We start from the raw sequence: 21,142 nt of genomic DNA on the forward strand, positions 1-21,142 counted from the left end.
GACTGGCTCCACACCTACAATCACCACCGCGGACACACCGCCCTCGCAGGCAAACCACCCGCCAACCGCGTCCCCAACCTCACTGGGCAATACACCTAGGCCCAGTCCGGGCGGTCTTCGTGGATCAGGCCGCGGGTCCCCCGGCTACCGCTGGGAGGTGCCCCCAGGTGCGGTGCATCGCAAGGCGGAGGAGCGCAGCTCGTACTTGGCCGCACTCGCGCGCTCCGACAACGCGGCGAGGTGCCGTGCCCGACCCCGCGGGCCCGCGAAGACCGCCCGGACAGGGCCTGGGTGGGACTAGTGCGAAACGCAGAGCTCGTTGCCCTCGGGGTCGGCGAGTGTTGTCCAGGTGCTGGGGCCCTGGTTGCCTTCGTGGAGGTGGCGGGCGCCCTTGGCGACGAGGCGTTCGACGACGGCGCGCGGGTCGTCGTCGCCGGTGCGGACGTCGAGGTGGACCCGGTTCTTGACCGTCTTGGGTTCGGGGATGAACTGGAAGAGGATGCGGGGTGCGCGCTGCAGGCCCTCCGGGTGGCGGATGCCCGTGCCCACCTTCCAGACGAGGACGCCGTGGTGGGTCGTGGTGTCCGCCTCGGTCGCCTGCCCTTCTTCGACCATGCGGCGGATGAACTTCTCGTCGCTGGGCTCCACTTCCCACCCCAGGGCGTCCGCCCACCAGTCGGCGAGCTCGTGCGGGTGGGCCGAGTCGATGGTCACCTGGAATGTGTATGCCATGCCGGGACCCTACTGAGGGGGTAGCGCGGCCGCCACCGGAACGGGTTCGCAGTACGAGGCCACGCCGGGCTGCCCGGCCGGGGCGGGGACGATGGGGCCGACGCCGGTGAGGGCGGTCGCGGCGGGCAGCCGAGGCCGGCCTTGCGCGGGGTGCGGCCCTCGCCGCTGCAGAGGTCGAGTCAGGACGGGGTGGCGGAACGGGCCGTGAGGTGGGCGACGGGGTCGAAGCCGAGCGCGCGGACATTGCTGTTGACGCCGGTGAGCCCGCCTTCACGGTTCATCGTGTTGTTCGCGACCACCGAGGTGCGTGCGCGGGCAGGAGGTGAGGCGTCGTCATCGGGCCGTTGTCCCCGGGCCGGGCGGGCGCCCGGAGCCCAGGCGGGCGTTGAGGTGGGAGGCGAGCAGCGCGGCGAAGGTCAGCAGCCAGGCGCCCACCGCGATCCAGAGGAGGACCTCACCCAGCGGGCGCAGCCAGCCGATGCCGGCCGGGCCGGCCACCGAGAGGCAGGCCACGGAGGTCATGCCGAGCGGGAAGACGGTGGCCCAGCGCCGGATGTCGTAGCGGGGCCGCAGGTGGCGCAGTTCGGCGGTGAGGAGGACGACGTACCAGACGAGGGACAGGGCAAGGACGGCCAGGGTGACGTTGAGGAGCACCGTGTGCGCCGAACCGGTCCACACGGGTGACGCCGTGAGCTTGGATCCGGCCAGGGCGGAGATGGAGAGCGCCCCGCCCGCGACCCAGTGGTCGCCCGCGCCGCCCACCACTTCGCGCAGGTCGAAGCGCAGGAAGGCGGCCACGTAGAGCACCAGCCCGAGGCAGAAGGCGACCAGCGCCGCCCGGGCCAGCCAGTCGTAGTCGCCGGCGTCGGCGAGGGCCGCCGCGAGGACGGCCAGGCCCTGGGTGGCCACGCAGCCGAGGAACGCCACCCCCGGCATCCGCCGCCTCCAGTGCCGTACGACGTTCAGCAGCAGCCCGGGCCAGAGCGCCGCGGCGAGCGCGAGCAGGGCGGCCGCCACGGTCTGCCATCCGAGCATGGAGAGCCGGGTGCCGATGACGGTGGTGGCGGCGACGGCAGTCAGCGCGGCCGGGGTGTCGGCCTCGGTGCGGAACCGCCCGCGGTCGCCCAGCAGCCGGGCCGTGAAGTCGGCGGCGAGCACGAGCCACAGGGCGACGGCGAGGACGAGGGCGACGAGCGAGGACGGCTCGTGTCCGGTCAGGTGCAGGCCGACGGAGATGATGCCCGCCGCCATGACGGCGGCTCCCGCCGCCGGCGGGAGTCCGATCCACCAGCCGCTGCCGGGAGGGATGCTCACCCCTCCAGCGGACCCCACCGCTCCGCGCGGCGCCAGCGGACGGGGCCGACCGGCTCGCAGCGCCCCTCCGGGCGGCGCAAACCTTCTGCACGGAAGATCAACAGAGTCTGCACGCGATGCACATGCAGGGGCGCGGCCCGCTCCTAGGCTGGGGGAAGGCGAGGACCTGCCGGTCCGTCACAGGGGAACGGACCGGCAGGTCCCGATCCCCGCCCTCGCCGGGCTCCGCCCCACACCCCGCTCCTCAAACACGCAGCCGGATGGTACAGCTCAAAGATCGGGGCTCCGCCCCGCACCCCGCGCCTCAAACGCCGGCGAGGCTGAATGGGTGCGGCGAGGCTGGATGGTGCGTCAGCACTGGATGGTGGGTCAGGGCTGAGGGATCGGGGCAGCCGCCGGTTGGGACGGGGGCGGGTGTGTGTCGGGGTGATCCCCGCAGGGCGTCGAACGCAAGGTGCCCAGACGCTCCGACCCCCCGACACGTTCGGCGCCCGAGGAGACGCCCCGGCGCGCGCCCGCCCCCGGCACAACCGGCCCCCACCCGACCCCGCCCGAGCGGCGCAGCCAACCCGCGGCGCAGCCAACCGCCCCCCACCCGCTCGGCCTCGGTGCAACCGGCCCGCCCGAAGCCCGGCCCGGCCCGGCCCGGCACGAGCGGCGCAGCCAACCCGCAGCCGACCCGCGCGCCATCGGTCCGGCCTCGCGGAGGCGGGGTAGCGTCGGATCCCCTCGGCCAGTGGCCGAAACTCGCGCTTGCAAGGCCACTTAGGCGTACCTAACCTTTGGCTCGCTCCGCTTGAGCATCGGCACGACTTCGGGACCCGTCCCCAACCGAAGGAGCCTCCCCCCGTGAACACACGTCTCCACCATGCCCAGCCCTACGCCGTCGGCCTGTTCCGGATCGTCATCGGACTGCTGTTCGCCTCCCACGGCGCCGCCTCGCTCTTCGGCGTCCTCGGCGGCGCCCACGGCGGCGGCACGGTCGCCACCGGCACCTGGCCGGGGTGGTACGCCGCCGCGATCCAGCTCGTCGCCGGCGCCCTGGTCCTGCTGGGCCTCGGCACCCGGTCGGCCGCCTTCGTCGCCTCCGGTTCGATGGCGTACGCCTACTTCACCGTGCACCAGCCCGGTGCGCTCTGGCCGCTGCAGAACGGCGGCGAGGCCTCCGCGATGTTCTGCTGGGCCTTCCTCCTGCTGGTCTTCACCGGTCCCGGCGCCCTCGCCGTGGACGGGCTGTTCGCCTCCCGCCCGGCCACGCCCTCCGGACGCCGCGACGAAGCCCGCACGGAGACCGTGACCGCCTGAGGAATCGTGCCTCCTCTCGGCCCGGCTTCACCGTCACCCGCTCCGGCGCCCGGGCCCCTCATCGGGGCGCCGCGACCAGCCCCATCTCGTAGGCCGTGATGACGAGTTGGACGCGGTCCCGGGCGCCGAGCTTGGTGAACAGCCGCGACACGTGCGATTTGGCCGTGGCGGCCGAGATGAACAGCTCCTCGGCTATCTCGCCGTTCGAGCGGCCCCGCCCCACCAGGGTCAGGACCTCCCGCTCGCGCTCGGTGATACCGGCCACGGACCGCAGGACCGGCTCCGCCGCCGGGGGCCCCGGCCGTCGGACGAAGTCCGCGATCAGCCGGCGCGTCACGCCCGGCGCGATCAGGGCGTCTCCGGCGGCGACGACCCTGATCGCCGCGAGGATCTCCTCCAGGGCCATGTCCTTCACGGCGAAGCCGCTCGCGCCGGCGCGCAGCGCCCCGTAGACGTGCTCGTCCTCGTCGAAGGTGGTCAGGACGAGGATCCTGACGGACTCGGTCCCGCCCGCGCCGGCGCCCTCGGTGATGAGCCGGGTGGCCTCGATGCCATCCATGCCGGGCATGCGGATGTCCATCACGACCACGTCGGGGCGCAGTTCCGCGGCGAGGCGCACCGCCTCCGAGCCCGTACCGGCCTCGCCGACGACCTCCAGGTCGGCGGTGTCCGCGATCAGCACGCGCAGGCCGGAGCGGACCAACGGCTGGTCGTCGACGAGCAGTACGCGGACCGGCCCCGCGGGAGCCCCGGTCATCGGGCCTCGCCCTCACCCTCGGCCACCGCGGCCGGCGCGCTGACCGGGGCCGACACCGGGACCGACACCGGCTGTGACACCGGCACCGCAACGGGCACCCCAACGGGCACCGCCACGGGCAGCTGCAGGGCCGCCTCGATCCGGAATCCACCGCCGGGACGGGGCCCGGCACTGAACCGGCCGTGCAGCAGACTCACCCGCTCGCGCATCCCGGTGATGCCGAATCCCGTGCTCCCGATGCCCTCGGGCGTTCCGCGCCCGTCGTCGACGACCTCCACGGTCAGCTCCTGTTCCCCGTATCCGATGGTGACCCGGCAGTGCCCGGTGCCGGCGTGGCGTACCACGTTGGTCAGCGCCTCCTGCACGATGCGGTACGCCGACAGGTCGATGTCGGAGGGGAGTTGGCACTCCTCCCCCTCCCGCCGTACGTCGACCCGTACTCCGGCGGCGGCGGTCGTGGCCACCAGGGATCCGAGCTCCGCGAGTCCGGGTGCGGGGCCGAGCGGTGCCTGCTCGCGGAGCCCGTCCGGCTGTGCCTGGCGGAGCGCGACCAGCGTACGCCGAAGGCCCGACAGGGTCTCGCGGCTGATGGTCTCGATGGCCCGCAGGGCGGCGCGGGCCTCGACCGGCTGTGTCTCGATGACCCGGCTGCCCACACCGGCCTGGATGGCGATCACGCCGACGCTGTGGGCGACCATGTCGTGCAACTCACGTGCGATGCGCAGCCGTTCCGCGGTCACGGCCTCGGAGACCTCCTTGGTCCGCAGTTCCACCGTGTGCTCCCGGCGCTCACGGAACCGCAGGCCGGTCATGCAGACGGCGCCCAGGGACAGGGAGCCGATCAGGCCGGTGCTCATCATGTCGTAGGGCCCGACCGACAGCAGTCCGACGGCCGGGAGCTCGACGGCGACCACCATGGCGGTGGCGATGAGCCCGTCCCGCCGGGAGCGGGTGGCGACGATGTAGCCGAGCACGAGGTCCGAGGCCATGAACACCAGGAACCGCCCCGGGCTGTGGTCCCTGGCGGCGCCCGCGACGAGCATGCCTCCGAGGAGGGTCAGGGTCAGCGCCAGCAGCGGCCGGCGCCGCAGCAGTCCGACGAGCGGGGTCACGGCCAGCAGCAGCACCGCCCCGAGGAGGGGCCCGGCCGCGTAGGGGACGCCGCCGATCAGCAGGCCCGGGACGAGGAGGTAGAGGACGGCTCCACCCCATGCCGCGAGGGCCGACGCCGGCTTCGGCCCGGGGCCGTCGGCGCGCTGTACGCGCCGCTCGGGGTCCTGCACACGCTCGTCGGCGAACTCGACGCTCTCGGCGCGCTTCGTGCTCTTCGCATTCCTGGGTGGGATATCCATGCCGCGACGGTAACCAGCGGGCCCGCGGGCGGACATCGGCCCCCGGGCTTACACCCCCGGGTGGAGGCGCCCCCGTCCTTGCCGCCGACGGCCCGATGTCCGCGGGCCGGGTCTCCCGGCAGGGTTGGCCAGGTGATCGAGGTCAAGGAACTCACCAAGATGTACGGCGGCCGGCCCGCCGTCGACCGCCTGTCCCTCACGGCCGGGCCGGGGACGGTCACGGCGGTGCTCGGCCCCGCCGGGTCCGGCAAGACCAGCGCGCTGCGGCTGATCCTGGGACTGGACTCCCCCACCGCGGGCACGGTCACCGTGTGCGGGGTCCCGCCGCGTGGCCGCCCGCGGAGCCCGCACCAGATCGGGGCGCTGCCCGAGCCGGCCGCCCTGCGCGGCCGGCGCACCGCGCGGGCGTTCCTTCGGGCGCTGGCCCGCGAGCACGGCATCGGGTCCGGCCGGGTGGCCGAAGTCCTGGCGGAGACGGGCCTGTCGCGGGAGCCGCGGCGGCGCGTGGCGACGTACTCCCCCGCGATGCGGCAGCGGCTGCGCATCGCCGTCGCGCTGCTCGGGGATCCGCCCGTGCTGCTGCTCGACGAGCCGCTGGCCGGTCTGGACGCCGAGGGGGTGCGGTGGGCCCGGCGGCTCCTGCGCACGCTGGCCGCGGAGGGCCGTACGGTCGCGATCACCGGCGAGCGCGCCGCGGAGGCGGCGGACACCGCCGACCGGATCGTCGTCCTCGGGCGGGGCCGGGTGGTCGCCGCGCAGTCCTCGGACGAGTTCGCCGCGCGGGGCGCCGCGGCCCGGGTCGTGGTGGGCACTCCGCACTGCGCCGAGCTGGCCACCGTACTGGCGGGTGAGGGCGCCACGGTCGTCCGGGCCCGCCTGTCGGGGGCCGGGCGGCTCGCCGTGACCGGCATGACGGCGGAACGAGTCGGCGCGCTCGCCACCGAGCACGGCATCGTGGTGCTCGAACTCGACACCCGCAGACCCTCGTTGGAAGAGGTGCTGGACGAGCTCGCCGCCGGCGCCCGAGGGTACGTCCGCCCCGGCGAGGACGCTCACGAGCCGGGTCCGGCCGGGCCGGGTCGGGAGATAGCCTGAGCGCGTGGACGAACTGGGCGGGGTGGAGATCGTCGGTTTCGCGGACGCCGAAGCGTTCGAGGGCTGGCTCGCCGAGCACCACACGCGGCACGAGGGCGTATGGATCAAGGTGGCCAAGAAGAAGTCCGGCATCCCGTCGGTCACCGATGACGAGTTGGTCGACATCGGGCTGTGCTACGGCTGGATCTCCGGCCAGCGGCGCGCCCTCGACGAGCTCCACTACCTGCAGCGCTACGTGCCGCGCCGCCCCAAGAGCCTGTGGTCCCGGGTGAACGTGGACAAGGTGGCGGCGCTGACGGCCGGGGGGCGGATGCGCGAGCCCGGGCTCGCCGAGGTGCGCAGGGCGCAGGCGGACGGGCGGTGGGCGAGTGCCTACGCGTCGCAGAGCACCGCGGTGGTGCCGCTCGACCTCGCGGCGGCCCTCGACGCGGATCCCGAAGCCCGGAAGGCGTTCGATGCGCTCGACAAGACCGGGCGCTACCAGCTGGTCCTGCCGTTGCTCCAGGCCCTCACGCCGGAGAGCCGGAAGGCCCGGCTCGGCAAGGCCCTGCGCACCCTGACCGCGGACCAGGCGGAATCCTCCGGGGGGAGGGGAAAGGCGTCAGGCCCGGCCTCCCCGGGGGGAAGCCAGGCCTGACGGAGACCGGAGCCGCAGGTCAGAGCCGCGGGTCAGGACTCCTGTCCGCGGGCCTTCTCGGCCCGCTCCGCGTTCTTCTCCTTGATCCGGACCGCTTCCTTGCGGACCTCGGCCTGGGTGGCGCGCTCCTTCTGCAGCCACTCGGGAGATTCCTGCTTCAGCGCTTCGATCTGCTCGGTGGTGAGGGGCTCGGTGACTCCTCCGCGGGCGAGGCCGGCGATGGACACGCCCAGCTTGGCCGCGACCACCGGCCGGGGGTGCGGACCGTTGCGGCGCAGCTCCTGCAGCCACTCGGGCGGATCGGCCTGGAGCGCACTCAATTCACTGCGCGAGACGACACCCTCCTGGAACTCGGCGGGGGTGGCCTCGAGGTACACGCCCAGCTTCTTCGCCGCGGTCGCGGGCTTCATCGTCTGGGTGTTCTGGTGCGACGTCATGGTGTCAAGAGTATCGAGCGTGTGCGCTACCTCCGACCACGCCGGGTAACCTGGCGGGGTGACAGGCTCGGAAGTACCCCATTCGTTCCGGCTCGCTTATGTCCCCGGGGTGACACCCAGCAAGTGGGTGCGGATCTGGAACGAGCGGCTGCCGGACGTCCCGCTGACCCTTGTCGCGGTGTCCCCCGGCGAGGCGTTCGGCGTACTGCGGGAGGGCGGCGCCGACGCGGGATTCGTCCGCCTGCCGGTCGACCGTACGGACCTCAGCGCGATCCCGCTGTACACCGAGACCACAGTGGTGGTCGTGCCCAAGGACCACCTGGTGGCAGCGGCCGAAGAGGTGTCCACCGAGGACCTGGCCGACGAGATCGTGCTGCATCCCCTCGACGACACCCTCGTGTGGGAGCAGCTGCCGGGACGGCCCGCGATCGAGCGTCCCGCGACGACGGCCGACGCGATCGAGCTGGTGGCGGCCGGGATCGGCGTCCTGGTCGTCCCGCAGTCGCTGGCCCGTCTGCACCACCGCAAGGACCTCACCTACCGGCCGGTCTCGGACGCGCCCGAGTCGCGCGTCGCGCTGTCGTGGCCGCAGGAGGAGACCACCGATCTGGTGGAGGAGTTCATCGGGATCGTCCGCGGCCGGACGGTGAACAGCACGCGCGGTCGCCCTCCGACGCCGCCGCAGCCGAAGGCGAAGCGCAAGCGCCCCGAGACGGGCTCCGGCTCGGGCTCGGGTGCCCAGAAGAAGACCACGTCCGGCAAGGCCACGGGCAAGAACCCGCGTGGTGGATCCGGCGGCGCCAAGGCTGCCAAGGGCGGCAAGAGCGGCAAGCCCCGCCGTCGGCCGTAGGACCGGCCAGGGCACGGGAGGACCGGCGAGGACCGGAACGGCCGGCGAGGGCACGGAAGGGCCAGCGGACCGGGAAAGGCGGGCAAGGGGACGGGGACCCGGACGGGCGGGCAAGGGCACGCTACGGCCGGCGAGGCCCGGCAGGGCTGCCACGGACCGTCGTCCGGTCTGATCCGAACGACAGGCCTGTGGCCCCGACGGCCTGGCTTCGGGGATCCGGATCGCCTCCCGGTGTATGCAGGTGGGATGGATCTCCGGCCGGCACGCCCCCCTCGCCACCGAGCCCTGCGGGTCAGCCACGCACAGCTGGCGGTCCCGTTCGCGCTGATCGCCATCGTGACGCTGGTCGACGTCGTCGCTCCGCCGGACGTTCACCTCGGGCCGTTCCTGGTCGCCGCACCGGCGGTGACGGCCTCGTTCGCGGGGCCCCGGATGACGGGCCTCGTCGGCCTGGTCGCCGTGCTGGCCCAGGTGGTCGTCGCCACGGCGCGCACCAGCCTGACCGATCTGAACCACACCTTCCAGATCATCGCGCTCGTCATGATCTCGGGGTTCGTGACCTTCTTCGCCCACCTGCGCGAGGTGCACGAGAAGGAGCTGATCCAGCTGCGCTCGGTGGCGGAGACCGCCCAGGAGGTGGTCCTGCGGCCGCTGCGCGACCGGATGGGACCGCTGAGCGTCGCCTCCGTGTACCTCGCGGCGGCGGCCGCGGCCCAGATCGGCGGCGACCTGTACGCGGCCGCCCGTACGGCCACGGGGACGCGGCTGATCATCGGTGACGTCCGCGGCAAGGGCCTGGAGGCGGTCGGGGACGCCGCGCTCGTACTCGGCGCCTTCCGGGCCGCAGCCCACCAGGAGGCCGAGCTGACGGGCCTGGTGAACTACCTGGAGGCGGCGGTCTCCCCCGACCTGGACGGCTCGGAGGACGACGGCCGCGACGGCGTTCCGGGCGAGGACGGCGAGAGCTTCGTGACCGCGGCCGTCCTGGACGTCCCCGACGTGGAACCGGTGCTGCACCTGGTCAGCTGCGGCCATCCGCCGCCGCTCCTCCTGCCCCGCGCCGGCGGGGTCGTACACCTGGAGGTGTCCCAGCCCGGGCCGCCCCTGGGGCTCGCCGGTCTCGTGGCCGCGCCCGTCACGGCGCAGACCTTCGCCTTCGCGGCGGGTGACGTCCTGCTCCTCTACACGGACGGCGTTCTGGAGGCACGTGACCGGGAGGGCGCCTTCTACCCCCTCGCGGAGCGCGTGGCCGCCTGCTCCGGCATGCACCCGCGGGCCCTGCTCGACCACCTGTGCCGGGACCTGCTCGCCCACGCGACCGGCAACACCCTGGGCGACGACGCCGCGATGGTGGCGATCGAACGACCCCTGTAGGGAGCGACGGCCCTTGTGGGAACGGGATCGGGGTTTGCCAGAATCGGATCATGCTGACCATCGGAACGATCGTCATGGGCGCCTCGGACGTGCGGCGCGCCACGGAATTCTGGAGCCGGGCCCTGGGCTACGTCCCGCGCGACGGCGAGGTGGACGAGGGCTGGACCGTCCTGGTGCCCCCGGACGGCGGCGGGCCCGGCCTGGCACTGGGCCGCAGCGTCACGCCCGTACAGGAACGCCCGCGGGTCCACCTCGACCTGTACGTGGCCGACGCGGCGGAGCAGGCGGCGGAGGTGGCGCGCCTGGTGGCGCTGGGTGCCCGGCACGTCGACTGGGACTCCTATCCCGAGGACCCCGATTTCATCGTGCTGGCCGACCCCGAGGGCAACCGCTTCTGCGTGATCGACACCACCCACGGCTGACCACAGCCCGAGCCCGAGGCGAAGGTGGGCCGCGGGCCTTGCGGAAGTGGCCTGCTCAGTCCCCGGCCGCGGACGAGCCGGCCTGAGGGAAGTCCCACGGAAGGGCCGAATGGCACCCCGGATGAGGCAAGTTGCGGCACCGTCAGGCAGGACCAGGCATGATCGAATTCCAGCTAGAGTAGGCATTTCAAGCCAACACCTTTTCCCTGGGGGATCCTTGCGCCTCAAGAGCAGCCTCGTCGCCACCGCCGCGGCTCTGGCCACCGTCGTCATTCCGCTCATCGCCAGCCCCGCGGCCGCGGCGTCCGGCACCGAGCAGACGGTCTCGACCAACTCGTACTACGGGCGGATGGTCATCGGCTGGCGGATCAACCCCTACCGTCTCGACCCGATCCAGATCGTCGCCCAGGACCGCGCGACCGACGGCTACGTCGTCGGCATCCGCCTCATCACCAACGGCGCGAGCGGCCACAAGGTCTGGAGCATGCGGACCGTGCCCAGCGGCCAGACGAGCGCCTCGTGGAGCACGTACCTGGAGGCCGGCTGGATCGACAACGCCTACTTCGAGGTCTGCAAGATCGGCGCCAGCAGCGGCGTGATCGCGAGCTGCGAGGCGTCGGGCGTGATGAACAACCCGTTCGACGACTCCTCCATGTAGGACGCACGACGAGGGGGTGTCACCCGCACGCGGGTGACACCCCCTTTCGCCTGTCTCCGACCTTCGGCCCGGGGCCGGTCAGTCCGTCGTGAACGAGACGAGACTGGCGCCAGCGGTCCGCAACGTCGCTTCCTCAGCCCCTGCTTACCCCTGCCTTAAGCGGAACCTAAGACTCACGAAGGGCGGGTCGAAACGAACGAATGTCCGTTTCGGTGCGGCTAGCGTGCTGCCGCATACCCCAACCCCCCCAGTAACACAGAGGCAGGCACGCGATGGGCAGCACAGTCGGGCACCGGCGCAGGACGAGCCGCAAGGCGAAGATCACGGGAGCGATCGTGGCGGCGGCCGTGATCGGAGGCGCGGCCTTCGCCTTCACCGGGACCGCCCAGGCGGCCTCCGTCGGCGCCGTGTACACGAAGTCCAGCTCCTGGAGCGGCGGTTACACCGGCCAGTACGTCATCACCAACCACACCGGCCAGGCGCAGTCGGACTGGACTCTCCAGTTCGACCTGCCGGCGGGTACGAAGGTCGACTCCCTGTGGAACGGCACCCACACCGTCTCCGGCCGGCGGGTCACCGTGAAGCCCGCGAGCTGGAACGGGGAACTCGCCGCCGGGGCCTCCGTCACCGTCGGCTTCGTGACCAGCGGGTCCGGCTCCCCCGGCGACCCGACCGGGTGCCTGATCAACGGCGTGAAGTGCTCCGTGGACCAGGGCGCGACGGCCCAGCCCAGCGGGCGGCCCACCGTCCGTCCCACCGTCACCGCGACCGTGCCCGCGACGCCCACCGCGCCCGCCACCTCCGCCGCGCCGACGAAGACCGCGGCGCCCTCCCCCACGCAGACCCCCACCGCCCCCGTCCCCGCGCCCGGCGGCAGCGGCGCGCGCTTCGCCCCGTACGTGGACACCTCCCTGTACCCCGCCTACGACCTGGTCGACACGGCGGCCAAGACCGGCGTGAAGGAGTTCCACCTCGCCTTCATCACCTCCGGCGGCGGCTGCGCGCCCCTGTGGGGCGGTGTCACGGACCTCGCGAGCGACAAGGTCGCCGCGCAGATCGGTGCGCTGCGCGCCAAGGGCGGCGACGTACGGGTGTCGTTCGGCGGGGCCGCCGGGCACGAACTGGCCCTGAACTGCGCCACCGTGGACGAGCTGGCGGCCGCGTACGGGAAGGTCGTCGACCAGTACCGGCTCACCAAGGTGGACTTCGACATCGAGGGCGCGGCCCTGCCGGACACCGCTGCCAACGCGCGCCGTGCGCAGGCCATCGCCCGGCTGCAGAAGTCCCACCCCGGCCTGGACGTCGCCTTCACCCTGCCCGTGATGCCCGAGGGGCTGACCCAGCCGGGTGTGGCGCTGCTGGCCGACGCCAAGAAGAACGGCGTGCGGGTCGACGCCGTCAACATCATGGCGATGGACTACGGGCCGGCGTACAGCGGGGACATGGGGCAGTACGCGATCCAGGCCGCGACGGCCACCCAGGCCCAGCTCAAGGGGGTGCTCGGGCTCTCCGACGCGGCGGCGTGGAAGGCCGTGGCCGTCACGCCGATGATCGGCGTGAACGACGTCACGAGCGAGATCTTCACCGTCGCGGACGCGACGCAGCTGGTGGAGTTCGCGGCGTCGAAGGGGATCGGCCGACTGGCCATGTGGTCCTCGACGCGCGACAAGCAGTGTGCGGCCGGCGCCGTCAACTACGCCGATGCCACGTGCAGTTCGATCCTCCAGCAGCCGCTGGCCTTCACCAAGGCGTTCGCCGCGCTCAAGTAGCCGCACCGAACGGCCCACGGGCCCGCCGCACATGACGTGCGGCGGGCCCGTCACTTGTTACGCGAGGATGCCCGCGCGGGTGGCGAGGTCGAGCGCCACCTCCGGCCGCGGCGCGGGGCGGCCTTCGGTGTGGCCGGGGGCCAGCAGGGCGGCCACGGCGTCCGCGTCGGCCTTGCGCTCCCGCGCCAGTGCCGCGAACCGGGCGACGGCCTCGGCCAGGCTCCGTGAGCGGTCGTACGGGGCGTCGTACGAGGCCACGGCGAGCTCGAGGAACTCCTTCTGCGAGCCGACCCAGGGGGCGGCCCCGTCCAGCCCGTCCTCCCTCAGCTCGTCGGGGTAGGGGATCCGGTGCCAGGCTCCGCCCTCCCACCAGTAGACGAAGCCGAAGAGGTTCCCCTTGGCGTCGTCCCTCAGCAGCTCCCAGGGCAGCCATGCGGGGCCGCCCGCCAGGAAGTCGATCTGCTCGCCGGCCGCATGGGTGTGGCTGCCGTCGGGGTCCTGGCCGCAGAACACGGCGCGTTCCCCGTCGAACAAGGTCAGGCGCCACCAGCCGCCCGCGCCGGTGGAGTGGCACCACAGGCCGTCGTCGTCGAGGGAGAATTCGGTGCTGGTCGAGCATGCGGCGTCGACCATGGCCATGGTCACCGCCCTCGCCCACAACAGCTCGGGGTGGTCGAGGTCTTCGGGCCGGCTCGGCGTGTGCATGGTGTGGTCTCCTCCCTGTGCCGGAGACAGCCTCGCACGCCGGGGCCGCCCTCCCGAGTGCGGGCAGCACCGCCTCACCGACAGCGGCGAGGCCGCCCTCTCCGCCGAGGCGCGGCGGATGGCCTCGGGCGCACAGACCGCGGCCCGCCGGATCGCCGCCCGCCGGGCCGGCCACGACCCCGTTCCCCCAGCGCCCGAATCCCCCGGGTGTGCCCCGTAGGGACACCGAGCGGATCCCGCCAACGCCGCCGCAGCCCCAACTCCCCGCCCCGCATGCCGGGTTACCGTCCACGCATGCCTTCGAACACACGGACTCCCGCCGCCGTTCCGCGCAGTCGCCGCGCCCTGCTGCGCACCGCCGTGGCGGGCACGGCGGCCGCCGGGGCGGGCCTGACCCTCGGCTCGGCCTTTCCGGCCTCCGCCGCCCCGCGGGACGCGGAGAGCGCCGGGCGCGTCACCACCCCCGCGCAGGCGCTGCGCAGGCTGGCGGCCGGCAACCAGCGCTGGCGCACGCAGCACCAGGAGCACCCGCACGAGTCCGCGTACCTGCGGCGCCGGCTCGTCGAGGGGCAGCAGCCGTTCGCCGTCGTGCTGGGCTGCGTGGATTCCCGGGTGCCGCCGGAGCTGGTGTTCGACCAGGGCCTGGGCGACCTGCTGACCGTACGGTCGGCGGCCGAGGTGCTCGACGAGGCGGTGCTGGGGAGCATCGCGTACGGGGTTCTGGAGCTGCGCGTACCGCTGGTGCTCGTCCTGGCCCACCAGTCGTGCGGAGCGGTGGCCGCGGCGGTCCACGCCGACGAGACGGGCGAGCCGCTTCCCGCCCACATCCGGTACCTGGCCGATCAGATACGGCCTTCCATCGATCACGGACAGCACGGTGACGCCCGCGTCGACGCGACGGTCAGCGCACACGTGCGGGAGGTCCGTCGCCGACTGGCGGCCGAGCCCGACCTCGCCGGGAAGGTCGCGGCGGGCGAACTGGCCGTGGTCGCCGCCCGCTACGAACTGCGCGACCAGCAGGTGCGCACCCTGTCGTGACGGCGGCGGTACGGACGGCTCATCCCGGCGCTGTCCGCGACCGGGATGAGCCGGCGTTCACGACCCTCAGGCGTTGACGCAGACGTTGCCGGCGGCCGGGTTGAGCGCACCGATCACGTTGACGCTGTTCCCGCACACGTTGATCGGAATGTGGATCGGGATCTGGACCACGTTGCCCGAGAGGAAGCCGGGCGAGCCGATCGCGACACCTTCCGCGTGGGCGTCCGCCGACGCCGAGGACGCACCGCCCATGACCGCCAGGCCCAGCACCAGGGCAAGGCCTGCACTCTTCAGAACACGCGACACGTGACATCTCCTTGTTACCGCACAGCGGTGCCGGAGCACCGCGCGGCCCCGAGGGGGACCACCCCCTTTCATTCGGCAGCTGACCGCCGCCCGACCTGGTTCAGGAGCCCGGTTCCCTCGAAGGGGTGCCCTCGCGGCCCCCGTTTGGGGGCATCGGAGCCCGGCGGCCGTGGTGCCGTTCGACGGAGCCCTGTTCGAGAGGGGCGGCGCAACGTGCCTCCGGGAACCGCCCCTTCGCTGCCGGTCTTCCCCGGCCGCGGGGTGAGAACCGACCACGGACGGTGATCCCGTCCCGCGCGCTGCGCGGGGGTGGCGGCCTTGCGTCGGGGAGCGGCGGAGCCGAGCCGCCCGTGCGGGGCGGGAGCCGCTGGGCGGGTACGCCGAGTTCCGCGACCCGCCACAGCACCCCCACGCCTCGGCGTCCGCCTGGCGCGGGGTGCCCTGCCCCGGCGTCCTGGACCACGGGAACGGGCCGCGGCGCGCCGGGGCCCGGCGCACCCGCCCGCGCGGAGCCGGTTCCCGGCAGCCGCCGCACGTGCGCGTACAGGTGCTCGGAGCGGCCCCGGTAGCGGTAGCGGACCACCGCCGGAAGACGTCGAGGGCTCTGGTGACCCCGCGCAGCCCCACCCCGATGCTCACGACGGCGGGCGGTTCGTCGAGTGGTACGGCGGCCACGGTCCCGGTCGGGATCCAGGAGCGGTCATCCGTCATGGGTGCAGGGGTACCAGACCACGTGAGTCGGCGGCACCGTGTACGCAGATCGATCGATACGATCGGTTCATACGCGTCTCTTGAGCGTGATTTCGCACGCATGCTAGAAACGGTCGTCAGGGCACCTCCCAGCTCTGGAGGCTCCATGTCCGCTCCACGGTCCCGCCGTTCCTTCCTGCGCCTCTCCGGAAACGTCGCCCTGGTGACCGGAATCCCCTCCGCCTTCACCCTCTCGACACCCGGTACCGCGTCCGCCGCGGGCGACGAGTTCGACCAACTCCGCGACAGGTGGCGCGAGATGGTGCTGGGCAGCGGGTTCGACCCGGCGGCCGCGCCGTTCGCCGGGAAGCTGGCCCTGCTGGGCAGCCAGGCCGCCGAGCAGCGCGCTGCCATGGCGGTCGCCGCCGGATCGCTCTGGCCCGACCTGCCCCTGACCCTCTCCGCCTCGGTCACCGCCAGTTACGCCCGGCTGGGGACGATGGCCCAGGCGTACGCGCAGCCCGGCACGGGACTCACGGGCGACAGCGGGCTGGCCGCCGACGTCATGACCGGGCTCGACCACCTCCACGAGCGGGTCTACAACCCCGCGAAGAGCCAGTTCGGCAACTGGTGGGACTTCCAGATCGGTTCACCGCAGCTGCTGCTGGACATCAGCACGGTCCTGTACGCGCGGCTCTCCCCCGCGCAGCTCGCCGGCTACCTCGCGGCGGTCGACCGCTTCGTCCCCGACTCCTCGGTCGCCCAGTACACTGGCACCAGCACCGGCGCCAACCGGGTGGACCTGTGCCGCTCACTGGTCCTGCGCGGCATCCTCGGCCGGAATCCCGCCAAGGTCGCGCTCGCCCGCGACGCCCTCTCCCCCGTCTTCCCCGTCGTCACCAGCGGGGACGGCTTCTACGCCGACGGGTCCTTCGTCCAGCACACCTACCTCTCCTACACCGGCTCCTACGGTGCGGTGCTGCTGGGCGGCCTGGCCGGGCTCTTCGTCCTGCTCAACGGTTCGACCTGGGCGGTCACCGACCCCGGCCGGCAGCTGGTCCTCGACTCGGTGGAGAAGTCCTTCGCCCCGTTCCTCTACAACGGCCTGATGATGGACGCGGTGTCCGGCCGCTCCACCAGCCGGGGCAGTCCGAGGACCAACTCCTACGGGTTCCAGGGCGGTGACCACGGCCGGGGCCACGACGTCCTCGCCTCCATAGCCCTGCTGGGGACCGCCGCGAGCAGCGCGGAGCGGCAGCGTTGGCGCGGGCTGGTGAAGGGCTGGGCGCAGCGGGACTACTACAGCCCGGTGCTCTCGGACACCGACCTCGGCCTCGCGGCACTGGCCCGGCTGGGGGCCGTACTGGACGACGGCGCCGTCACGGCGATCGCGGAGCCGACCGGGCACCGCCTCTTCCCCAGCATGGACCGGGCCGTCCACCGCCGGCCCGGCTGGGCGGCCTCGATCAGCATGGCCTCCAGGCGGATGGGCCTCTACGAGACGGGCAACGGGGAGAACCTCCGCGGCTGGCACGCCGGCGCGGGCATGCTCCAGTGGTGGGGGGGCCACGTACGGCAACGGCCAGTACACCGACGCCTTCTGGCCCACCGTCGACCCGTACCGGCTGCCGGGGACCACCGTGTCGAGGAAGCCGCTCGCCGACGCGGAGGGGGGTGCGTGGGGCCTGCCGCGGCCGGACGTGAACTGGGTCGGCGGCGCGACGGACGGGGAGTACGCCGCCGTCGGCCAGTTCGTGCGCGGACTGTCGAGCACGCTGTACGCCAAGAAGTCCTGGTTCTGTCTGGCCGATGCGATCGTCTGCCTGGCGGGGTCGGTGCGGGCCACCGACGGCGCCGCCGTCGAGACCGTGGTCGAGAACCGCAATCTGGGCGCCACCGGCTCCCAGGCCCTCACCGTGAACGGCGTCGTGCAGTCCACCGCCCTGGGCTGGTCGGCCACCCTCCCCGGCACCCGCTGGGCGCAGATCGCGGGCCACGGCGGGTACGTGTTCCCCGGCGGGGCCACGGTCAGGGCGCTGCGCGAGGCCCGGACGGGCTGCTGGCACGACATCAACACCGGCGGCACCACCGACCCGGTCACCCGCCGCTATCTGACCCTGTGGTTCGACCACGGTGTGGACCCGGCCGACGCCGCCTGCTCCCACATCCTGCTCCCGGGCGCCACCGTCGCCGCCACCGCGGCCCGGGCCGCCGACACCGGATGGCTCACGGTCCTCGCCAACGACAACGCCCAACAGGGCGTCCGGGTCGCCCCGCTGGGCGTCACCGCCGTGAACTTCTGGTTCGCCGGGTCGGTCGGCGCCCTCACCGCCGACGGTCCCGCGTGCGTCCTCGTACGGGAGCACGGCGACGGCCGGGCCACGCTGTGCGTCTCCGATCCGATGCGGATGCGGACCGCGCTGACCATCACGTGGCACAGGCCGGTGGCGTCCGTTCTCTCCCAGCCGGCCACGGTCACCTCCGCCACCACCGGCTCGGCCCTCACCCTCGTCTTCGGGGACCTCACCGCCCGGGCCGGAGCGACCCAGCGGATCGAGGTAGCGCTGGGCTGACGCCGCGGGTCAGCGCACGAGGGAGCGGAGCAACCGGGGTCCGCCTCGGTCAGCCGGTCCAGGACCAGGCGCCCGTCGGCCGCCGGGATCGGCAGCGCTGAGGGGACGACGAGGACGGAGCAGCCCGCGGCCTCGGCGGACGCCAGCCCGGTGGGGCTGTCCTTCACGGCGACGCAGGACCGGGGGTCGACGCCGAGGGCCCGGGCGGCGGCGAGGTACGGGTCGGGGTGCGGCTTGGACCGCGGGGTCTCGCCGTCCGCCACGGTGACGGCGAAGCGGTGCGGGCCGAGCGCCGACACGACCACGTCGACGACCGACCGGTGGGAGGCGGAGACGAGGCCGAGCGGGATGCCGTCGGCGGCGAGCGCGTCGAGGAGTTCCAGCGCGCCCGCCATGGGCCGGGGTCCGCGGGAGACCCGCTCGTGGAAACCCGCGAGGAGGACCCGCCCGATCTCCTCCACGGTGCCGCGGCCGGCGGTGACGGCGTGGAGGTGGCCGGCCGTGTCCAGAACCGAACGCCCCAGCACGGCCGGCTCGTCGGCCGCGGTGAGCGTGTGCCCCAGGGCCCGGGCCACGGCTTCGGCCGCCTGCCACCACAGCGGCTCGGTGTCGACGAGCGTTCCGTCCATGTCGAAGAGCACCGCCCGCAGGCCTTCGCCGGGGCGGGCGAAGGCATCGACGGGGGTGGTGGTGAAGGGACGGCCGTCGAGGGTCCAGTGCGAGTCGGGAGTGCGGCCGAGGGCGGCGTACACATGGGCGGCGACGTCCGCCAGGCGCAGCCGGCGGACGGGTGCTCCGGCGGTGACGTCCGGGCCGCAGCAGGCGACCCAGGCCGTCCGCTCCTCGCGGGAGCGGCCGCCGTGCCCGCCGGCGTCCCGGTGGCCGTGGTCGGTGACCACGATCACCGTCCAGGTCTCCCGCGCGTACGAGGGCCTGGCGCGGACCGCGGCGAGCAGCCGCCCGAGGCGTTCGTCCGCCCGCTCGACGGCCCGTAGGTACTCGGGGCCGCAGCCGCGCAGGTGGCCGGTCTCGTCCACCGCGCCGAGGTAGACGAAGGAGGCCTCCGGGTCGTCGGTCTCCAGTACGTGGACGGCCTCGGCGGTGATCTGGAGCAGGTCGAGGTGTACGCCGTCGATGCCGACGACCAGGACGCGGCGGCGGGGGCTGGGTCCTGGCACCTACTTCACCGCACCCGTCGTCATTCCGGAGCGCCAGAAGCGCTGGAGGCAGAGGAAGGCGATCACCAGCGGGACCACGGCGATGAGCGAGCCGGTGATCGCCAGCGAGTACATCTCCGGGCTCTCCGTCGTCGAGATGTTCCACATGTGGAGGCCGAGGCTGACGGGGTACAGGTCCTTGTCGTTCAGCATCACGAGGGCGCCGTAGAAGTTGTTCCAGCTCGCGGTGAAGGAGAAGAGGAAGAGCGTCGTGAACCCCGGGGCGAGCATCGGCAGTGCGATCGTGCGGAAGGTCCGCACCTCGCCCGCGCCGTCGACCCTGGCCGCCTCGATGACCTCGTAGGGGACGTAGCCCTCGGAGAAGACCCGGGCGAGGTAGACGCCGAACGGGTTGACCAGGGAGGGGATCAGCAGGGCCCAGTAGGTGTTGGTGAGCCCGGCCTCGGAGGCCAGCAGGTACGTGGGGAGGGTCAGGACCGCTCCCGGTACGAGCACGCCCGCGAGGACGACGCCGAAGAGCTTCTCCTTGCCGGCGAAGGCGTACTTGTCGAAGGCGTACCCCGCCGCGACCGATATGAGGGAGGAGAGGGCGGAGCCGACGACGGCGTACAGGACGGTGTTGAGCAGCCAGCGTCCGTAGATGCCGTCGTTGTGGGTGAAGACGTCGTGGATGTTGGAGAGGAGGTTGAACTCCCCGAAGGCGAAGCCGCTGGTGGCGAAGAGGTCACGGCGGTTCTTGGTGGCGGCGATCAGCAGCCAGGTGATCGGCATCAGCGTGTAGAGCGTCAGCATGATCAGCACCGTGTTGACGGCGGCCTTGGAGGCCCAGGCGCGGGGGGCGCCGGGCCCGGACCGGCGGGGGCGCCGGCGCGTGGGGGTGGGGCGGTCGGGCGGCGGGGCGCCGCGCTCGGCGGCGGCGCGGGGGTGGACGGTCTCCGTGGTCATGCTTCCTGCCACCGCTTCCCGATCCGGGTCACCGCGTAGGACAGCGCTCCGGCCACCAGGGCCAGCAGCAGCGACGCGGCGGCCGCGCTCGCGTAGTCCTGGTCGATGAACGCCTTGCTGACGATGTACATGGTGGGCGACCAGTCGTTGCCGAGGGCCTGCGCCTTGTCGGAGAGCAGCTTGGGCTCGGTGAAGAGCTGGACCGCTCCGACACAGGTGAACAAGACGGTCATGACCACCGAGGAGCGGATGATCGGGACCTTGATGCGCAGGGCGATGCGCCAGGCGCCGGCACCGTCGACCGTGGCGGCCTCGATGACCTCGCGGGGCACGGCCTGGAGCGCGGCGAAGAAGATCACCATGTTGTAGCCGGCCCACTGCCAGACGGCGATGTTGACCACCGACGAGAGGGAGTTGCCCGGTGAGAAGAAGTTCCAGCTGCCGCCCGCGCCGTCGATCCACTCGATCACCGGGCTGAGTCCGGGGGTGTAGAGGTAGATCCAGATGATCGCGGCGATCAGTCCCGGCACGGCGTGCGGCAGGAAAAGGGCGAGTTGGAAGAAGCGCTTGGCCCGGGCGTAGGCGGAGTCGACGAGGAGGGCCAGGGCCAGGGCGCCGCCGATCATCACCGGGATGTAGGCCACGCAGTACGCGGCGACGTTCAGGAAGGACGTGCGGAACGCCGGATCGGCCAGCACCCCCGAGTAGTTCGCCACGCCGGAGAAGGTCCGCTCGACGCCGCCGAACCCGAGCCCCGAGGACTGCTCCCGGTACAGGCTCATCCATCCCGCGTACCCGACCGGTGCCAGCGTGACGACGGTGAAGAGCGCGAAGAAGGGGGTGAGGAAGAGGGCGGCGGCGCCGCGTCGGCCGCGGCGGAGCGGGCGCGCGGGGCGTACGCGCAGGGGTGGCGGCGTACGCGGCGGGGTACTGGGGGGTGCTGCCACGGGAGGCTCCTTGGCGGGGTGCGGTGGCGCGGAGTTCGGGGCCTGGGAGGGGGTGGGC

General features: G+C 73.1%; 18 protein-coding genes and 3 pseudogenes. 11 read left to right on the forward strand and 10 right to left on the reverse strand.

Annotation, left to right across the window (positions count from 1 at the left end):
* Positions 1 to 99 (forward strand): annotated as a pseudogene (locus IF88_RS47295) (IS481 family transposase); the annotation flags it as partial.
* 198 nt (positions 100 to 297) lie between these two features.
* On the opposite strand, the gene IF88_RS0118585 reads toward IF88_RS47295, so the two are convergent.
* Both IF88_RS0118585 and IF88_RS0118595 read right to left on the reverse strand, forming a co-directional pair.
* Positions 298 to 732, reverse strand: coding sequence for a VOC family protein (locus IF88_RS0118585; RefSeq protein ID WP_030713080.1), 435 nt, complete (start codon positions 730 to 732; stop codon positions 298 to 300).
* Positions 733 to 1,065: 333 nt separating this feature from the next.
* Positions 1,066 to 2,046: a tellurite resistance/C4-dicarboxylate transporter family protein gene (locus IF88_RS0118595; RefSeq protein WP_037806299.1), complete on the reverse strand. Its 981-nt coding sequence runs from the start codon at positions 2,044 to 2,046 to the stop codon at positions 1,066 to 1,068.
* Between the two features lie 849 nt (positions 2,047 to 2,895).
* Here IF88_RS0118595 and IF88_RS0118600 point away from each other — a divergent pair.
* Positions 2,896 to 3,351, forward strand: a complete 456-nt coding sequence (locus tag IF88_RS0118600) for a DoxX family protein (RefSeq protein ID WP_030713084.1) — start codon at positions 2,896 to 2,898, stop codon at positions 3,349 to 3,351.
* Positions 3,352 to 3,409: 58 nt separating this feature from the next.
* Here the strand turns inward: IF88_RS0118600 and IF88_RS0118605 are convergent, their stop codons facing one another.
* Both IF88_RS0118605 and IF88_RS0118610 read right to left on the reverse strand, forming a co-directional pair.
* The gene (locus IF88_RS0118605; protein WP_030713088.1) at positions 3,410 to 4,108 is read right to left on the reverse strand and encodes a response regulator; all 699 of its coding nucleotides are present in this window, start codon (positions 4,106 to 4,108) and stop codon (positions 3,410 to 3,412) included.
* The gene (locus tag IF88_RS0118610) at positions 4,105 to 5,460 is read right to left on the reverse strand and encodes a sensor histidine kinase (RefSeq protein WP_063754813.1); all 1,356 of its coding nucleotides are present in this window, start codon (positions 5,458 to 5,460) and stop codon (positions 4,105 to 4,107) included. Before IF88_RS0118610 ends, IF88_RS0118605 begins: the two co-directional genes overlap by 4 nt.
* Positions 5,461 to 5,592: 132 nt before the next feature.
* Here IF88_RS0118610 and IF88_RS0118615 point away from each other — a divergent pair, with 132 nt between their 5' ends.
* Together IF88_RS0118615 and IF88_RS0118620 are read left to right on the forward strand one after the other, a co-directional pair.
* Positions 5,593 to 6,555 carry an ABC transporter ATP-binding protein gene (locus IF88_RS0118615; RefSeq protein WP_051837119.1) on the forward strand — a complete coding sequence of 321 codons (963 nt, stop codon included), beginning with the start codon at positions 5,593 to 5,595 and terminating at the stop codon, positions 6,553 to 6,555.
* A 4-nt stretch (positions 6,556 to 6,559) separates the two neighbouring features.
* Positions 6,560 to 7,192, forward strand: coding sequence for a YdeI/OmpD-associated family protein (locus IF88_RS0118620; protein WP_078892979.1), 633 nt, complete (start codon positions 6,560 to 6,562; stop codon positions 7,190 to 7,192).
* Between the two features lie 32 nt (positions 7,193 to 7,224).
* Here the strand turns inward: IF88_RS0118620 and IF88_RS0118625 are convergent, their stop codons facing one another.
* On the reverse strand, positions 7,225 to 7,629 hold the full coding sequence (locus tag IF88_RS0118625; RefSeq protein WP_030713100.1) for a DUF5997 family protein: 405 nt from the start codon (positions 7,627 to 7,629) through the stop codon (positions 7,225 to 7,227).
* A gap of 58 nt (positions 7,630 to 7,687) precedes the next feature.
* Between IF88_RS0118625 and IF88_RS0118630 the strand changes: the two genes are divergently transcribed.
* The 5 genes from IF88_RS0118630 (at position 7,688) to IF88_RS0118650 (ending at position 12,702) form a co-directional block, all read left to right on the forward strand.
* Complete coding sequence (locus IF88_RS0118630) at positions 7,688 to 8,479, forward strand: LysR family substrate-binding domain-containing protein (RefSeq protein WP_030713103.1); 792 nt, start codon at positions 7,688 to 7,690, stop codon at positions 8,477 to 8,479.
* A 246-nt stretch (positions 8,480 to 8,725) separates the two neighbouring features.
* Positions 8,726 to 9,853 carry a PP2C family protein-serine/threonine phosphatase gene (locus IF88_RS0118635; RefSeq protein WP_030713106.1) on the forward strand — a complete coding sequence of 376 codons (1,128 nt, stop codon included), beginning with the start codon at positions 8,726 to 8,728 and terminating at the stop codon, positions 9,851 to 9,853.
* Positions 9,854 to 9,903: 50 nt separating this feature from the next.
* Positions 9,904 to 10,275 (forward strand): VOC family protein, encoded by a 372-nt coding sequence (locus tag IF88_RS0118640; protein WP_030713110.1) that lies wholly within the window; start codon positions 9,904 to 9,906, stop codon positions 10,273 to 10,275.
* A 217-nt stretch (positions 10,276 to 10,492) separates the two neighbouring features.
* Positions 10,493 to 10,933, forward strand: a complete 441-nt coding sequence (locus IF88_RS0118645; protein ID WP_030713112.1) for a hypothetical protein — start codon at positions 10,493 to 10,495, stop codon at positions 10,931 to 10,933.
* Between the two features lie 272 nt (positions 10,934 to 11,205).
* Entirely contained in the window at positions 11,206 to 12,702 is a 1,497-nt protein-coding gene (locus IF88_RS0118650; RefSeq protein WP_030713115.1) for a cellulose binding domain-containing protein, read from the forward strand.
* A gap of 57 nt (positions 12,703 to 12,759) precedes the next feature.
* On the opposite strand, the gene IF88_RS42155 is transcribed toward IF88_RS0118650, so the two are convergent.
* Positions 12,760 to 13,407 carry a hypothetical protein gene (locus IF88_RS42155; RefSeq protein WP_051837121.1) on the reverse strand — a complete coding sequence of 216 codons (648 nt, stop codon included), beginning with the start codon at positions 13,405 to 13,407 and terminating at the stop codon, positions 12,760 to 12,762.
* A gap of 294 nt (positions 13,408 to 13,701) precedes the next feature.
* Here IF88_RS42155 and IF88_RS0118660 point away from each other — a divergent pair, with 294 nt between their 5' ends.
* Complete coding sequence (locus tag IF88_RS0118660) at positions 13,702 to 14,445, forward strand: carbonic anhydrase (protein WP_030713122.1); 744 nt, start codon at positions 13,702 to 13,704, stop codon at positions 14,443 to 14,445.
* A 66-nt stretch (positions 14,446 to 14,511) separates the two neighbouring features.
* Here IF88_RS0118660 and IF88_RS0118665 read toward each other — a convergent pair whose 3' ends face one another.
* The gene (locus IF88_RS0118665; protein ID WP_030713125.1) at positions 14,512 to 14,751 is read right to left on the reverse strand and encodes a chaplin; all 240 of its coding nucleotides are present in this window, start codon (positions 14,749 to 14,751) and stop codon (positions 14,512 to 14,514) included.
* Between the two features lie 856 nt (positions 14,752 to 15,607).
* Between IF88_RS0118665 and IF88_RS49340 the strand changes: the two are divergent.
* A pseudogene (locus IF88_RS49340) lies at positions 15,608 to 18,014 on the forward strand (polysaccharide lyase 8 family protein).
* A 164-nt stretch (positions 18,015 to 18,178) separates the two neighbouring features.
* Here IF88_RS49340 and IF88_RS43675 read toward each other — a convergent pair.
* From IF88_RS43675 to IF88_RS0118685, 3 genes and pseudogenes are all read right to left on the reverse strand, one after another.
* Positions 18,179 to 19,192, reverse strand: a pseudogene (locus IF88_RS43675) (HAD family hydrolase); the annotation flags it as partial.
* Complete coding sequence (locus IF88_RS0118680) at positions 19,193 to 20,137, reverse strand: carbohydrate ABC transporter permease (protein ID WP_030713135.1); 945 nt, start codon at positions 20,135 to 20,137, stop codon at positions 19,193 to 19,195.
* Positions 20,134 to 21,084: a carbohydrate ABC transporter permease gene (locus IF88_RS0118685; protein ID WP_030713139.1), complete on the reverse strand. Its 951-nt coding sequence runs from the start codon at positions 21,082 to 21,084 to the stop codon at positions 20,134 to 20,136. Before IF88_RS0118685 ends, IF88_RS0118680 begins: the two co-directional genes overlap by 4 nt.
* Between the last annotated feature and the right edge of the window lie 58 nt (positions 21,085 to 21,142).

Source organism: Streptomyces sp. NRRL F-2580 (assembly GCF_000720115.1).
Taxonomy (GTDB): Bacteria; Actinomycetota; Actinomycetes; order Streptomycetales; family Streptomycetaceae; genus Streptomyces.